The organism is Bacillus cereus group sp. Bce041, assembly GCF_052646455.1.
Window position 1 is genome coordinate 1 of the sequence record NZ_JBQXON010000035.1, and the last position, 12,897, is coordinate 12,897.

The window sequence follows — 12,897 nt, forward strand, 5'->3', positions numbered from 1 at the left end:
ACAAAGAGTCATTATCCTCAAAATCACCTTGTTTAAAATTAGCTATCATTTCTTTAAGAATCGCTACTTCCTCACTCGAAAATTGTTTACTTGTTGTTTCATTGTTGTTTGATAGTCGCTTACTAGTTGTTTTGTTGTTGTTTACTAGTTTCTTATTAGTTGTTTCATTGTCGTTAACTTGTTCTTCTGTCGTTGTTTGGTTGTCCAAAGGTTGTTCCTCTTTCCTTCTCCACTTATTAGAAACCCATTCAAAACCCGATTTATTAAGCCCTCTACTCACTTTACTATCACTAACCCCTAACTCATTAGCAATGTCTTTAACCTTCTCACCTGATTGGATACGTTCAAATATTTTCTCAAAATCCATATATACAACCCTCCTAATAAATCAATAAATCTTTATTATATAATATATTATAACATGTAAACAACTACCAAACAACAATAAAGGTAGTCTTTAACAACAACTAAACAACATTTTAACTTGTTTTTAACAACAACCTGATTTTACTAATGACATGCGTATCAAAAAATATTAAAATAAACTATAGTCAATAAATTAAAAAATCCTTTTAAGTGTTGGTAGCACTCAAAAGGATCATAAATATTTTTATTTGGTTTTGGAAATTTGGTATTTGGTTTGTTTTTATGATTGAAGGACATAGTTTTTCAATCCAAAGTGCCAATAGGCGGTTACTTGTTGAATTTCTTCAGCAATTTCGTCTTTTTGGTTCTCTTCTATCTGAATTAGGTCTGCGTCCTCTGCTTCTGCATCGGATAAGCCTAATTCTTTTTTTATGTCCTTCAACAATCCCCCATAAGCAATGAGTCTTGTAAATTGCAAAGCCCGATCTACTACTTTTACAACTTCAGCCGATTCCTCAATATCATCTAAATTAACTATATCAGTATCTTTAACAGGATATTTCGAAACCTCAAAAACTGCATTTTGTTCTTCAATAGCATTCTCTATTTCATAAATAGAATCAAAAATACTTTTCTTTTTATTTCTTACCTTTACTGGTCTAACATCAACAATCGGTGTGTAATCAACTTGTATAGCTTTTTTCCAAAGGCTTGTCCATTCTTTTTGATTTATGTAATTCTTCCCAAAATAATTTGGTGGCACTGCTATTAATACATGAAAATGTGGATGATATGTATTATAATTTGGATTTTCGTCACCCGCTTGAACACCTATAGAATCATAATACTTCGGGTTTTTCTTATAACGTTTTTTACTAATCTTTCTTTCTTTATCTCTAGTTATCTCTAAACCCCGAAACCAACCTAAATTACTTTCTTCTACCCTTTTATAACCCATAAACCGATTCCACGATTTCATTAAGTGCTTAACCGTATCTTTCAATTCATGACCTTCAACATTTTTAATAGTTAAGGTTAAAAATATCCATCTCAATCGTTGCCGTTCATTCGCAACTTCTACAATTTGTTTATTTTGAGTAGCTATCTTTAATGATCGTCTCCATGTACACATTGGGCAAAGTCTTACTTGGCAAAATTGAGCATATGCTAATTTTATTCCGCTTTGTTCTTTATTAAAGACTAAAACATTTCCACACGTACACATACGTGCTGCTTTTTTCTCAAGACCTGCTTCTTGAAAAGCATCGGCCATTTTTAACGAACGTTCTTTTTTATCTTGCCAAGGTCTTTCCTTGCCATCAGATTCCCGAACATCCGATAAAACTATTAAATTATCGAATTTATTCATGCTGTTTTTCCTTTCTACAAAAAATGAAAAAGTTTTTACCCATAAAAAACACGTTCCGCCTTAGAGTATCAACGGATGAAGGCTTGTTCGTCGCGTTGAATTGTTCACAATACTATCAAGATAAGAAAAAACTATTTGAGCGATGCTCAAATTCTTTCTGGGGAATCCTCCCCAGACCCCACTTCTAAAACCATATTCTAATTATAAATGTCTTTTAGAATCCTCGCTTTTTAAAATGAGCTTCCCTACGATTCCCTTTTTCTTTTAACAAGCTCCTGCAAGCCTCCCTAAATTTCGCCAACTGCTCAAAAAAAAGAGACTAGCAAACTTTTTCTTTTTTATCTTGCTCATATTGTTTTAGTTTTCTATAGAATGTAGCAATAGACATATCAACATTTTGAGCAAATTTTTGTGCCGTAATATTACCTGATTTCCATTCTTTATAATTCTTATCCCAGTTACTCGGAATTTTTATAGAAGGTCTACCAAACTTAACACCTTGCTCCTTAGCAACCGCTATACCTTCAGCTTGTCTAGCTTTAATCTCTTTACGCTCTTTTTCAGCAAATGCCGTTAACATTGTAAGAATAATTTTCTGTATTGCTTGTTTCATAACATCATCTGATTCGTTATTCGTATCGATCATTGGTTCTTCTATAAAACATAGATTAACTCCATTTTCAACGAACCACTCATATTCCTTCATTGTATCGTTCATATTTCGTCCCATACGGGTAATAGAATCAAATACAACCATATCCCCTTCTCTTACCATTTGCTTTAAAATTTGGTATCTAGGGCGCTCAAAATCCTTGCCACTAACTTTATCGATGAATAAATCTCTTTCATCAATACCCTTAGCTAACATTTTCTTAATCTGTCTATCTTCTTTTTGGTCTTTCGAAGACACTCGAATATAACCAAACGTTTTCATTTATCATAACCCCTTACCAACTTTTTGATAAATTGATTATATATTTTTGTCTATCAAAAAGTCAATGGTATTTTTGATATTTATCAAAATTAAAAAATATACTTTATGATAGCAAAAAACCCCTAGTTTCATAGGGACGCTTTTTCATATCATAAAGTATACTTTTTTAAACTATTTCTTTGTGTACTTTTTGAAAGCACCTTCTTTTTTATCGAATAATAAATGATTTAGCATAATTAGTATTACTATTATCAATAAACCGAACAAACTTATATTGAAAAATTGTTCAAAATTCATTTTCATTCCTCCTGCGCATACTTTTTTAAACTATTACCAAAACAGCCATAACGTTATATAAATTGACAGTAAAGGTGTAGAAAGTCCAAATAAAATGAGTAACATCTGAAAGCCTTCACTATCAATTATTTTCCCCGCGATATTTTTCATTCAAATTCTCCTTTTCTAGCTCCATTTTTGCTACCCTTATTGAAAAATTAATAGCAATTATACTTAATAAAGAAAAGATTGATATAACAAGAGCCATACCACTAGCAACTTTCATCATTGCTATTAAAATTAAAAAATCTTTTAAATAAACGAATCCTAATTGTAAAATCCCAAATGATATTAAGGAATATAAAAATAAAATGATCATCATAAATCTGAATCTACGAAACTCATGACTGTTTTCCATTTTCATTCCTCCTATCTACACTTTTTTAAATACAATATTTTTTATAAATATCCGAGTTTATGTAATTTATATTTTTTAAAAATGTTATTTTATCAACGTTCGTAGCGTATTTTTCCACCTGGTAATTCTCACTAGATATTGTTTTCATTTCGTTATATTTTTTCATCTCTCCAATAAAATAATAAAATTTCATTTGTTCACATGTTATTGTTTTCATTTCCATCTACCTTTCTATCGCTTTTTATCGCTTTATAAACACAATCACAAGCCCACAAACACATAATAGCAATTAACATAACAATATATCCCTTTGTCGTTATCATCTTCTTACCTTCTTCCAAATTAGATTTACTAGATCATATAATTCAAAAAGCAAAACCAACCCTACTCCCAAACATGCAAATATCACTTTAAAGCCCCCTTATCCGCTGTATTGGACAAAAATAAAAACAATGACCAAAAGCACTACAGCAAACAAAGCATTCAATACAGACGTTTTAAAGGCTTCTGACTTTGTTATTTCTTTCAAGCCACTTCCTCCTTTTCAGCTTTATCTATGAAAAACATACTCACAACAAACGCACCTAATAAAGCCCCTCCCACAAACAACGATAAATCATACATTTTACCTACCCCTTATTGTTCGGATTTTAAGCTATTTTTTCTGCATTCCCTGGATCTTCTTAGGATCTTTTTCTTCTATATTCACGAACTATAATTCATTTCCTCAATGTATTCTTCGAGTTTTCTTTTTTCATTTCTAGTTAATTCACTTGGATGCATCATGAAATACGAATTACGTCCAACTTTAACCTTTTTATCATGACCGAATTTTTTAGCCCTACGCCAATTCATACACTCTAAAGGAACTAAGATACAATTGAATTTCCTCGCCATTGATTCAGCCAACTGTAACTGTTTATAATGTGCAAATTCCTGGTACAACTTCGCAAAACGCACCACTGGAAGGCTTGGCGTGAAATATAAAAGGTTTCTTGGGTCCTTATCTTTAAATGTATTTGGTAAAACTGAATACTCGGCAATCATTTTTATGCTCCCTTCTTATCTAAACGAACTTTCTTCTTTCTTGACCTGTTATGTATCTCTTCTAATGTTTCAAAAAATGCCTTAGATTCTCTTTCATTTGGTGGTAACGGGAAAGATTGAACCATCGCATAAGTGTCATATAAATTTTGAGCAAAATATTTCTTGGCCGTACTCATCGGAAGAAACGTTTTGTTCAAGAATTCCCCTGTTTGATAATCTGTAAATCGTAATGAAAAACCTTTCTTACCGACTTTACGAACATCGACTAACACTTCTACAATCTGTCTAATACGACTATCCACGTTTTGAATAGACGGCGAGCAATACATCTGAATACTTAGCATTTTTCTTGTGTACATCATTACTTCTGTCGCAATGATAGAACCATGCTGTGCCCATTTCCTATTCGAGAAAGCCATTTGACACTCGTCCCAACAACAAATGCTTCCCTGAGCTTCAGCAACTTGGTACCAATCCGTGTAATGAGTCATCGGATAAGAATCCTTTAATCCATAGTTTGAAAAGAGTTGTATATTTGCCCCTCTCTCTTCCGCCTTTCGCTTCCAATAGTGGGCTAAAATTGACATAATCGCCGTTTTCCCTTGTCCTAATGGCCCTTGTATAAACATGTGATGCATTTACTTCTTACCTACCTTTTCCGCCATTACAATCGGTTTTGGTGGCTTTGGTATTAATGCTTCTATCGTTTTGATAAAGTAATCCGGATCAGCAACATGAACTTTACTCTTCATAATGAATTTAATGATCGGCTCATATGGATTTTCTTCACCATGAAGATATGTATTCTCCCCTAACTTTCTTAGCAAGATAATGCCCCGTATTTGCGCTTCTTGTAACTCTTGGGCATTCCCTTGCATTTCCTCCAAAACTTGCTTTACATCGCTTATATGTTGCATTTCCGGGAATAGATTATCTGTAATAACGCCTTGTAACGTTTCAGCATTGTTACTCATTGAAATTCACCCCTTATTTACTCTGTTGATATGTTTGAGTCGGTACTTGCTGCGGTTCTTCCTTATTCGAACAACTAGTGCAACCAAATACAATAATGCACAATGCAAGAAGCCCAAACAGCGCTATTCTCGTATAATCCATTGGGTTTTCTACTGGTTTCGGTTTGTATTGCGTAATTTTCGAAAGAACCATACTTTTCTCAAGTTCCGCTAATCTTCTGGTTTCCTGTATATATTCTTTAGGCGCTCTACAAAAGAAATTCCGCCCTGTCGTACTATTAGTTACCTCACAATCATCTAAAGGCAACATATATTCAGCATTTACAAATATCTTTCCATCAGAAATACTACTAATCCGCTTAATATCACTCGTTTTATTGTCTTCATCAAAAATAATTAAAACGTCATTCGTTTGAGGGAAGAAATCCTCCTCTTTCAACTTTTGCCTGCTAAACTTACTGAAATTCAACATCCCTTTACACCTACCCTATAACGCTTGTATGCTTCGTTTTTCTTTTTCTGTTGTAAATCTTCATTGCTATAAAAAACACCATCATAACGCCAAATGAAGCGCCTGAACTAAGTACAAACATATACATAAATGCTTCTACCACCACTTAACACCTTCCTTAGCACTGTAATAGATTCTCATCAATGATCTAAAAATGATTAATCCCCCTAAAAGAGTGACAGAACCCAAAATAGATACGACGAGAGTTTGCCAAACTGTTGGCATATCTCCAAACACTGATAAATACTTACCAACGTTAATTCCCTGCGCTGTTACCATGTTTATTCCTTGTAACTTCTCGATGCACAAGTCCAAAAAACTAACAATCGGATCAAAAATAGAATCAATAAACGACCTTAATTTCTCTTTCACTCCCATATCAATCACCGCCTACCCTTATAGATGAAATTAACTTCATCGCCGAAATTGCGGTGAAAAACCACAAGATAAACAGCATGATATAAGCAACAGAATTCAATTGCATCGATTCTGCGATACCGAATACTTTTCCTATCATCGCCGAATATCCATGACCAGAAGAACCAGGAGTAAACTGTAAACTCGCTAAAGTTTTACCGAATCCAACAACCAACGACCACAATAATTTTGCTGTCTGAAAAATGAGCGTAAACACTTTAACGATTACGACACCAACCATATAAAAGAAATACAAGATAGCATCCAAAATATCTAAGAACACTTGTATAACGTTTAAAATCGCATCTATAAAGGGTTGGAAGAGATTATAAATAAACTCTCCAATCCACTTTATACAGTCCCACAAAAGTCCAAATAGCTTTTTAAACGCACCACCAATTACACCCATTACTTACGGAAACCTGTTGCCGAATAAACAAGAACAATAAGTTTATCAGCAAACATTAATACACTAAGTGCAAATACAAGAGGTGTTAAATACGGCATCATTTTTAAAAAAATCGTTGTCATTACTGCATCAAACAATAAAGTCATTTCTTTTCACCCTTTTTCTTATGATCCAGAACCGCTTTTACAACTAACTCTTTCAATGGCTTAAACCATATAATCACAATCCCCACTAAAATAAATGGTGACAGCCACATTACAATAGTCCCTGCCGTTTCAAGCAATTCCATTGCTGTTAAAGGAGGCTTCAAATCATATTCAATCGTTGTTGAATTTTTAGAAGGTGATTCAATAACAGCTTCGCTCTTATCTCCTTCTTTACTTTCTGAATTAACAGCACTTACTTGAATACTATATTTCTTGTCATTCTCCATATTCCTTAATATCAATTTATTAGAAGTTAACAATCCATCATTTACTTTCTTTCCATCTACATAAACGTTATAACCCCTTAAAAATTCAGAGTTAACGGATTCCCAATTGATTATTAAACTCCCATTTTGTGGTGTTACATATACATTTTTAGGAGGATTAAGCAAAGGTGCATCAATACTTATCCTTTTACTTACACCAGTTGTTTCTCTTCCCTCTTTATCAACTGTTTTAAATGTAAAATCATATTTTTTACCTTGTTTCAAACCTTCAACAACATAAGACGTCACATTATCTTTAATCTCAAAAGTTTGTATACGTTTCTTATCTTGATATAAATTAACTGCTGATACTTTTTCACTGGTAGGATTCTCCCAATTAAACGTAACTTTTGTAGATTCTACTTTCTCTTTAAGATTAGTGATTTCTGGTATGTATTCTTTTCCGAATACGCTAAAATCAAAAATCCTACCACTACCTTTTATTTCTACATACCTTATATTAGAAATCGGATTACGTAATTTTTCTTCATAAGCATTACCCCTATCGGACGGTCGAGGATACTCTAATTTATAATCAACTGAATACCATATTAACTGATTGTTTGAATCTAAAAATCTAACCGAAACATAACCAGAACTTGCTGAATTATTCGTACCACGAATATAATAACGGTCAACCGTAAATGAACCATTCAAATCGTATCTTTTTATACCATTTCTTACATCTGTCTCATAGAATCTTCCTAATAAATTCTTACTTTCCTCTGCGTTAGCAAAACTAGGAATAGATAGAACCGTCACAATAGCAAGCGACAACATCAATATGCATTTTTTAAAAAACAATAGATTCACTCCTTTTGTAAAACATCCATCCCCAAACCCCTTATCCAAGGGGCTTCCCTCGGCGGTAGCCAGCCCAAAACGTACTGCGTTTTGAGGACTGCAAGAGGGTCTTTGGAAAGATGCCCTGTCAACTCCTTAATGCTCACTACGTTCCGCTTACCGTTGACAGGTACATTATGTATCCCTCCCCCGTTTAAAAGCTGTCAGCAAGGTTTTAAGACACTAATTTCTCCAGTTGTACGAATAACTTGTTTGTATGCTCAAAATATTGCTTCATACTCTCTATCGTCTTATTTTCAGATTCACTCAAACTATGATTTTCCCCAAGCTTCCCTATGAATCCCGAAAACTCGCTATTTAGTATTTGCAATGCCTTATATTGTTTCTTCATTTCTCGTTTTGCTACTGTCTTCATATCTCTCAATCTCCTTTTAACCTGAGCCATCTGGGTCTCCTGGGTGTCGCTTGTACTTCCCAAACGAACCAGACGGATTATTTGGTATTGGCGGGTCTAAATTTGTATTTGGTTTCGGTGGTTTATCTCCCGAATCATTTGGTTTTGGTGGTTTTGAACCTTCTTCATTCGGCTTTGGTGGTTTCCCTACATCCTCTTTTGGTTTCGGTGGCTTCCCTCCGTCCTCCTTCGGCTTCGGAAAACCGCTATCACCTTCATTTGGTTTTGGTGGTTTTATTTCATCTGGTTTTGGTTTTGGCGGGTCTTTTGGTTTCTCTTTATCTTTCGGTACTGGTTTTTCTTGTGGTTCTGGTTCTTTTGGTTTATTTTTTCCCCATTCACTTGGCGTTGTTTCACCAGGCTTTGGCATTTCATCAGGTAAATCGGGCAAATTGTCCATTGGGTCTTTTATATCGAATCCCCCAGACTTATCTTCCTCGAACTTTATTTCTGGCGCACCGTCCTTAATATCATCCTTTGTAAATTTCGCTTTCTCTAGATCAGGATTATCTTTAAATTCTGGTTGCCGATTATCCAATCCCTTATTATCTGTTTTCGGGATTTGTGGTGGTGGTTTTGGCGGGTCTGGCGCTTCTCCTAACATATCTTTTATATCTTTAGTTAGTTTTGGACTAATCTTGTCCGCAAACGTTTCAGCAACCTTGTCCCAATCTGGAACAGGTGGTATTTTGTCGCTGATCTCATTCAATTTATCTTTTATATCTTGCAAATCTTTGTTGCTACCACCATTGTTATTATTGCCATTCCCTTTATCGTCTTCCTTCGGTTCTTCTATATCACCCGAACCATGTGGCTTATCTGGTAATTTTTCATTTGTACAAATCCCATCGTTTTTGCCATCATAGTCTCTGAAATCCTCAGGGTTTACCATTTCAGGTGGTAACTCATAGTATTCAGCCATCTTCCCTGAATATTGAGTAACACCACGTCCCTCACCATTACTTTCAAATCCTCGAACCTTAAAACGCACATATCCCTTTACCTTTCCATTTACAAAAATGTAAAAGGCATACGTACCATTACGATCTACATTAATATCGAATTCATTTTTTTCTTGCTCTGGTCTAACCCATTTCGTTAAACCGAAATTAAAAGAGCAATCATTTACAAGCATTAGTTCGCTTAATTGGAACGTTACAACGTCTTTAGCATCCGCAACCCTCACTGTAACGCTATATTTACCACCAACAAGCCCCTTGTTATCTATGAATACCCCTTTACTCCCCAACATTTGAAAAGATGGGCCATCAGCAAACACCGGACCAACTCGAACGAACAAAGATAAAACCATTCCAACACACATCAATAATTTGTTTAATGTGTTTTTATGTATCATTTAAAAAGTTGCACCTTTCTATCTAAAAAAAAGGCGCACACACGCCCTTTTTTATTTTTATTTACGCCTTACTTCCACGCGCTGCCAATGCCGCACGAGCTAAACCGAATAGTTTAGGTGCAAACACAACCGCAAGACCTGCTAAAATAAATTCTTTATATTGCGTCATAATTGACATTGCTGACCCAACTAAATCTGTTGCTGTAAAACCTACCGCTACTTTTGAAAAATCAACCATTTTGAAAAACCTCCATTTTTAATATATATTTCACTAGCAAATTGCTAGAGAATGTCATTTGTAATGATAGTATTCATATTCATCGTCATCTTCGTCTTCGTCTTCGATTCTTCGCCTTTTAGTTATAACGCCAACAATTCCCACTATCAAAAGAGAAACAGCCCCACAAGCGAAATACACCATGTTTAATGAAGCGCCATAAAACACAAAATACTTAACCAGATTCCAAAAATCTGATAAGGTATCCCCTGCTAGAAATGTTTCATACTCTGGTAGTTTCATAAATTATTTCTTCTTCTGCATAACGGCTGCGATTACTCCACCGATTAAAAGACAAACTGCCGAAATGGCAATAACAATCATGACGAAAGACGAATTCATTTTAAAAAGCATTCCAAAAGTGTTCCAAAAAAAATCCCAATCATAAACATTACTTAACAACTATTCCAACTCCCCTACTCCTCTGCTTTTTTACTTCTTTCATATATCCCAATTAACGTAAATACAACAGAGTAAAGAACAGCAAAACTTATAATGATAAAAACAACATCTGGATTACCTGCGAAAACTTTAAATGCTTGTAAAACAAGTCCTCCTATTTCCATTTTTCTGCTCCCCTTGTAATAATGTTCATACTTATAATTGCGACTGGGTAGAGTAGAAAACATACCAGAAAGGCTGCGAAATATAAGATTGCTATGTCTTTTGGTGTTCCTAATAGCACTTGATACATTTAAAATCTCCCCTTGATATTAGTGAAAACCATAACGAATAGTATAAGAACAAGTAGAGTCGATATAATCACATCTCCAAGTGTCATCGTATGGCTTACCACAATGTTTCCAGCATCCGTATTTACCAACGTTTCGTTCAACTGTCTCACCTCATTTAACAAAATAAAAAAGGACAAGTCTGTCTTCTTAATGTCAAAAGAAGGCATACTTGTCCTGTTATACGTATACATCTAAAAACATGCATATACATACACATACGAAATGTGTATAATAGCACGTAGATAGTTGTAGTGAGCGTTTGCTCGGTTGTGAAGTATTTGCCTACTTCGTAATCCCTGCTCGGTGTTGACGCACCGAGTGGGACTGCAACTATTTTTATTTTGTTTTGGAATTTGGGTTGGAATATATGACATATCATAAATAAATTTCCTGCTATTTTCCACAAAACGAATGACTGAAAATTATTTGCTCTTATTTTTTAAAATCCGAATTTCTCGATTTTTAAAATTCTTGTTTCCCGTTTTCTTTTTTTCCCTGGATCATAGAATTACAGCGCTCCCCCCCGTACCCCCATGACTCACTGAACCCGAAAAAATTCGACTCGCATATTCATTCCATAGATATTTTATATCATTAAAAAGTTCCACCATTTTTAATAATTTCACATACCAGATTGAACACAAAAAAATTGGTTAAAACTTTCGTTTCAACCAATTAATTTTCTTCTTTTTTTATTCAATTTAAAATTAAAAACCGTCATACAGAACAAAGATATTAATATAAAAGCTTCATAACCAATCACAAAAATCCTCCCTGGATCACCCGTTAAAATTTGAGGAATTTTAAAATTCAAAACAAAATAATCATAAACATAAGGCAATAAAGCATACAAACTAAAACAAAACATCAATACTTCAATTACTTTTATTTTTTCTTCTAATTCTTTCAACATAAAATAACCCCTAATCAAAATCTAATAAATTAAACATAATAATAAATGAATAATAATTGCACTAAGAAACTTTCTTAACTAATCGAACAACCTTTTCCCTAAATTTCTTCACATCTTCAAGCGAAATCCCTAATTCCTTTAATTCCTCTGGAATAAAAGTTCTATCTAATGCCCACAAAGATAATCTTTCTAGTGCAATTCTTTCATTCCCAAAATTATATAAAAGCTTATATTTACACGTTGTATATTTTTCCTTACTGCTATATTGAGCAAGATAAAAATACCTTTTTCCTCCCGCTGTTTTACTTATTAGATATGCCAAATTGATTCCTCCTGTAATTTTTGTTCTCGAAATTTATACGAACGTATATTCGCGCGCACATAAACATGTTCGCATAAATTGTAAAAAAAAGAAAGGAAATTACTAATCTTTTTTAGCTAAATTCTTGTTGTAGTAGTCCATGATGATTTTACTCGCTATTTCATTTTTGTTTCCTAACTCTTCAAATGCCCATATAACTTTTTTGGGGACTTTTACAAATATAGTATCAATCTTGTCTTCTAGTGGTTTTCTTGGTCGTGGCATAATGTTAATATCCTCTATCCCTTTTATTATCAATCTCCATTTCTTTTTTCTTTTTTATTTTTCATCAGTATAGCAAACGATACATAGTATTTTAAAATTTACTTTTAGTAAATTTCTTAACACCAATACTTTTTCTAACGAAATTTTTCTTTCCAGAAGTATTTCTACCAGAACCATTAATTAGTTCTTTTTCTTTTGGAGTTTCAAAAGAATCAAGATACTTTCCAGTTGCTACCCAAGCAAAAGCACCTGCAACAATAGCAATAACTCCATAAATAGCACTAAACATTTAAAAACCTCACTTACTATATTTTTTCATGAAATCCTCAAGAGCAAGTTCTACAATTAATGATTTATTACGATCCAAATTATTTTCATTCAAAAATTCTTCTAATCGCTTTTGAATATCTACATTTAAGAAAATATTATTTCTCTCTTTACCTGTGTATCTAGATTTAAGACGAACATACAAAGAGTCATTATCCTCAAAATCACCTTGTTTAAAATTAGCTATCATTTCTTTAAGAATCGCTACTTCCTCACTCGAAAATTGTTTACTTGTTGTTTCATTGTTGTTTG

26 protein-coding genes and 1 pseudogene are annotated in these 12,897 nt (G+C 33.7%); all 27 read right to left on the reverse strand.

What is annotated here, in order from left to right; all coding sequences use genetic code 11:
* Positions 1–367: helix-turn-helix domain-containing protein (locus ACUN13_RS31600; protein ID WP_445424192.1), on the reverse strand; the 367-nt coding region annotated here is incomplete at its 3' end.
* Positions 368–646: 279 nt separating this feature from the next.
* Complete coding sequence (locus ACUN13_RS31605) at positions 647–1,735, reverse strand: protein rep (protein ID WP_440040053.1); 1,089 nt, start codon at positions 1,733–1,735, stop codon at positions 647–649.
* 319 nt (positions 1,736–2,054) lie between these two features.
* Positions 2,055–2,669, reverse strand: coding sequence for a recombinase family protein (locus ACUN13_RS31610; RefSeq protein WP_086396699.1), 615 nt, complete (start codon positions 2,667–2,669; stop codon positions 2,055–2,057).
* A gap of 171 nt (positions 2,670–2,840) precedes the next feature.
* On the reverse strand, positions 2,841–2,966 hold the full coding sequence (locus tag ACUN13_RS31615; RefSeq protein WP_440040051.1) for a hypothetical protein: 126 nt from the start codon (positions 2,964–2,966) through the stop codon (positions 2,841–2,843).
* Positions 2,967–3,087: 121 nt separating this feature from the next.
* On the reverse strand, positions 3,088–3,363 hold the full coding sequence (locus ACUN13_RS31620) for a hypothetical protein (protein WP_440040050.1): 276 nt from the start codon (positions 3,361–3,363) through the stop codon (positions 3,088–3,090).
* Positions 3,364–3,560: 197 nt separating this feature from the next.
* On the reverse strand, positions 3,561–3,686 hold the full coding sequence (locus ACUN13_RS31625; protein ID WP_254914743.1) for a hypothetical protein: 126 nt from the start codon (positions 3,684–3,686) through the stop codon (positions 3,561–3,563).
* 382 nt (positions 3,687–4,068) lie between these two features.
* A complete protein-coding gene (locus tag ACUN13_RS31630; RefSeq protein WP_000559952.1) occupies positions 4,069–4,410 on the reverse strand; it encodes a hypothetical protein in 342 nt (113 codons plus the stop codon).
* 2 nt (positions 4,411–4,412) lie between these two features.
* Positions 4,413–5,048: a zonular occludens toxin domain-containing protein gene (locus tag ACUN13_RS31635; RefSeq protein ID WP_000546476.1), complete on the reverse strand. Its 636-nt coding sequence runs from the start codon at positions 5,046–5,048 to the stop codon at positions 4,413–4,415.
* Complete coding sequence (locus ACUN13_RS31640) at positions 5,049–5,384, reverse strand: hypothetical protein (RefSeq protein WP_000069176.1); 336 nt, start codon at positions 5,382–5,384, stop codon at positions 5,049–5,051. It lies immediately after the preceding gene.
* A gap of 13 nt (positions 5,385–5,397) precedes the next feature.
* Entirely contained in the window at positions 5,398–5,856 is a 459-nt protein-coding gene (locus ACUN13_RS31645) for a hypothetical protein (protein WP_440040047.1), read from the reverse strand.
* A gap of 135 nt (positions 5,857–5,991) precedes the next feature.
* Positions 5,992–6,273: a hypothetical protein gene (locus ACUN13_RS31650; protein ID WP_440040045.1), complete on the reverse strand. Its 282-nt coding sequence runs from the start codon at positions 6,271–6,273 to the stop codon at positions 5,992–5,994.
* A gap of 1 nt (position 6,274) precedes the next feature.
* A complete protein-coding gene (locus tag ACUN13_RS31655; RefSeq protein ID WP_000538202.1) occupies positions 6,275–6,721 on the reverse strand; it encodes a hypothetical protein in 447 nt (148 codons plus the stop codon).
* A complete protein-coding gene (locus tag ACUN13_RS31660) occupies positions 6,721–6,867 on the reverse strand; it encodes a hypothetical protein (RefSeq protein WP_000173402.1) in 147 nt (48 codons plus the stop codon). Before ACUN13_RS31660 ends, ACUN13_RS31655 begins: the two co-directional genes overlap by 1 nt.
* A complete protein-coding gene (locus ACUN13_RS31665; protein ID WP_445424193.1) occupies positions 6,864–7,997 on the reverse strand; it encodes a fibronectin type III domain-containing protein in 1,134 nt (377 codons plus the stop codon). The genes ACUN13_RS31660 and ACUN13_RS31665 overlap by 4 nt, the downstream gene beginning before the upstream one ends.
* A gap of 214 nt (positions 7,998–8,211) precedes the next feature.
* Positions 8,212–8,412, reverse strand: coding sequence for a hypothetical protein (locus ACUN13_RS31670; protein ID WP_417054975.1), 201 nt, complete (start codon positions 8,410–8,412; stop codon positions 8,212–8,214).
* A gap of 16 nt (positions 8,413–8,428) precedes the next feature.
* Entirely contained in the window at positions 8,429–9,808 is a 1,380-nt protein-coding gene (locus tag ACUN13_RS31675) for a hypothetical protein (protein WP_440040042.1), read from the reverse strand.
* A gap of 61 nt (positions 9,809–9,869) precedes the next feature.
* Positions 9,870–10,046, reverse strand: a complete 177-nt coding sequence (locus ACUN13_RS31680) for a hypothetical protein (protein WP_002084259.1) — start codon at positions 10,044–10,046, stop codon at positions 9,870–9,872.
* 54 nt (positions 10,047–10,100) lie between these two features.
* Complete coding sequence (locus tag ACUN13_RS31685; RefSeq protein ID WP_086396707.1) at positions 10,101–10,328, reverse strand: hypothetical protein; 228 nt, start codon at positions 10,326–10,328, stop codon at positions 10,101–10,103.
* 3 nt (positions 10,329–10,331) lie between these two features.
* Complete coding sequence (locus tag ACUN13_RS31690) at positions 10,332–10,487, reverse strand: hypothetical protein (RefSeq protein WP_042888004.1); 156 nt, start codon at positions 10,485–10,487, stop codon at positions 10,332–10,334.
* A 14-nt stretch (positions 10,488–10,501) separates the two neighbouring features.
* Entirely contained in the window at positions 10,502–10,651 is a 150-nt protein-coding gene (locus ACUN13_RS31695) for a hypothetical protein (RefSeq protein WP_176330822.1), read from the reverse strand.
* Positions 10,642–10,779 (reverse strand): hypothetical protein, encoded by a 138-nt coding sequence (locus ACUN13_RS31700; protein WP_176330821.1) that lies wholly within the window; start codon positions 10,777–10,779, stop codon positions 10,642–10,644. The genes ACUN13_RS31695 and ACUN13_RS31700 overlap by 10 nt, the downstream gene beginning before the upstream one ends.
* Complete coding sequence (locus ACUN13_RS31705) at positions 10,780–10,920, reverse strand: hypothetical protein (RefSeq protein WP_154213773.1); 141 nt, start codon at positions 10,918–10,920, stop codon at positions 10,780–10,782.
* Positions 10,921–11,486: 566 nt separating this feature from the next.
* On the reverse strand, positions 11,487–11,732 hold the full coding sequence (locus ACUN13_RS31710; RefSeq protein WP_440040039.1) for a hypothetical protein: 246 nt from the start codon (positions 11,730–11,732) through the stop codon (positions 11,487–11,489).
* Between the two features lie 61 nt (positions 11,733–11,793).
* Entirely contained in the window at positions 11,794–12,054 is a 261-nt protein-coding gene (locus tag ACUN13_RS31715) for a hypothetical protein (protein WP_440040038.1), read from the reverse strand.
* A 102-nt stretch (positions 12,055–12,156) separates the two neighbouring features.
* Positions 12,157–12,318 carry a hypothetical protein gene (locus ACUN13_RS31720; protein WP_001137912.1) on the reverse strand — a complete coding sequence of 54 codons (162 nt, stop codon included), beginning with the start codon at positions 12,316–12,318 and terminating at the stop codon, positions 12,157–12,159.
* Positions 12,319–12,409: 91 nt separating this feature from the next.
* Positions 12,410–12,607 (reverse strand): hypothetical protein, encoded by a 198-nt coding sequence (locus ACUN13_RS31725; RefSeq protein WP_440040036.1) that lies wholly within the window; start codon positions 12,605–12,607, stop codon positions 12,410–12,412.
* A 9-nt stretch (positions 12,608–12,616) separates the two neighbouring features.
* Positions 12,617–12,897 (reverse strand): annotated as a pseudogene (locus ACUN13_RS31730) (hypothetical protein); the annotation flags it as partial.

Bases quoted from the DNA above. Each gene is read 5' to 3' on its own strand.
- ACUN13_RS31605 (WP_440040053.1), bottom strand. From the start codon at position 1,735: ATGAATAAATTCGATAATTTAATAGTTTTATCGGATGTTCGGGAATCT.
- ACUN13_RS31610 (WP_086396699.1), bottom strand. From the start codon at position 2,669: ATGAAAACGTTTGGTTATATTCGAGTGTCTTCGAAAGACCAAAAAGAA.
- ACUN13_RS31615 (WP_440040051.1), bottom strand. From the start codon at position 2,966: ATGAATTTTGAACAATTTTTCAATATAAGTTTGTTCGGTTTATTGATA.
- ACUN13_RS31620 (WP_440040050.1), bottom strand. From the start codon at position 3,363: ATGGAAAACAGTCATGAGTTTCGTAGATTCAGATTTATGATGATCATT.
- ACUN13_RS31625 (WP_254914743.1), bottom strand. From the start codon at position 3,686: ATGATAACGACAAAGGGATATATTGTTATGTTAATTGCTATTATGTGT.
- ACUN13_RS31630 (WP_000559952.1), bottom strand. From the start codon at position 4,410: ATGATTGCCGAGTATTCAGTTTTACCAAATACATTTAAAGATAAGGAC.
- ACUN13_RS31635 (WP_000546476.1), bottom strand. From the start codon at position 5,048: ATGCATCACATGTTTATACAAGGGCCATTAGGACAAGGGAAAACGGCG.
- ACUN13_RS31640 (WP_000069176.1), bottom strand. From the start codon at position 5,384: ATGAGTAACAATGCTGAAACGTTACAAGGCGTTATTACAGATAATCTA.
- ACUN13_RS31645 (WP_440040047.1), bottom strand. From the start codon at position 5,856: ATGTTGAATTTCAGTAAGTTTAGCAGGCAAAAGTTGAAAGAGGAGGAT.
- ACUN13_RS31650 (WP_440040045.1), bottom strand. From the start codon at position 6,273: ATGGGAGTGAAAGAGAAATTAAGGTCGTTTATTGATTCTATTTTTGAT.
- ACUN13_RS31655 (WP_000538202.1), bottom strand. From the start codon at position 6,721: ATGGGTGTAATTGGTGGTGCGTTTAAAAAGCTATTTGGACTTTTGTGG.
- ACUN13_RS31660 (WP_000173402.1), bottom strand. From the start codon at position 6,867: ATGACTTTATTGTTTGATGCAGTAATGACAACGATTTTTTTAAAAATG.
- ACUN13_RS31670 (WP_417054975.1), bottom strand. From the start codon at position 8,412: ATGAAGACAGTAGCAAAACGAGAAATGAAGAAACAATATAAGGCATTG.
- ACUN13_RS31675 (WP_440040042.1), bottom strand. From the start codon at position 9,808: ATGATACATAAAAACACATTAAACAAATTATTGATGTGTGTTGGAATG.
- ACUN13_RS31680 (WP_002084259.1), bottom strand. From the start codon at position 10,046: ATGGTTGATTTTTCAAAAGTAGCGGTAGGTTTTACAGCAACAGATTTA.
- ACUN13_RS31685 (WP_086396707.1), bottom strand. From the start codon at position 10,328: ATGAAACTACCAGAGTATGAAACATTTCTAGCAGGGGATACCTTATCA.
- ACUN13_RS31695 (WP_176330822.1), bottom strand. From the start codon at position 10,651: ATGGAAATAGGAGGACTTGTTTTACAAGCATTTAAAGTTTTCGCAGGT.
- ACUN13_RS31700 (WP_176330821.1), bottom strand. From the start codon at position 10,779: ATGTATCAAGTGCTATTAGGAACACCAAAAGACATAGCAATCTTATAT.
- ACUN13_RS31710 (WP_440040039.1), bottom strand. From the start codon at position 11,732: ATGTTGAAAGAATTAGAAGAAAAAATAAAAGTAATTGAAGTATTGATG.
- ACUN13_RS31720 (WP_001137912.1), bottom strand. From the start codon at position 12,318: ATGCCACGACCAAGAAAACCACTAGAAGACAAGATTGATACTATATTT.
- ACUN13_RS31725 (WP_440040036.1), bottom strand. From the start codon at position 12,607: ATGTTTAGTGCTATTTATGGAGTTATTGCTATTGTTGCAGGTGCTTTT.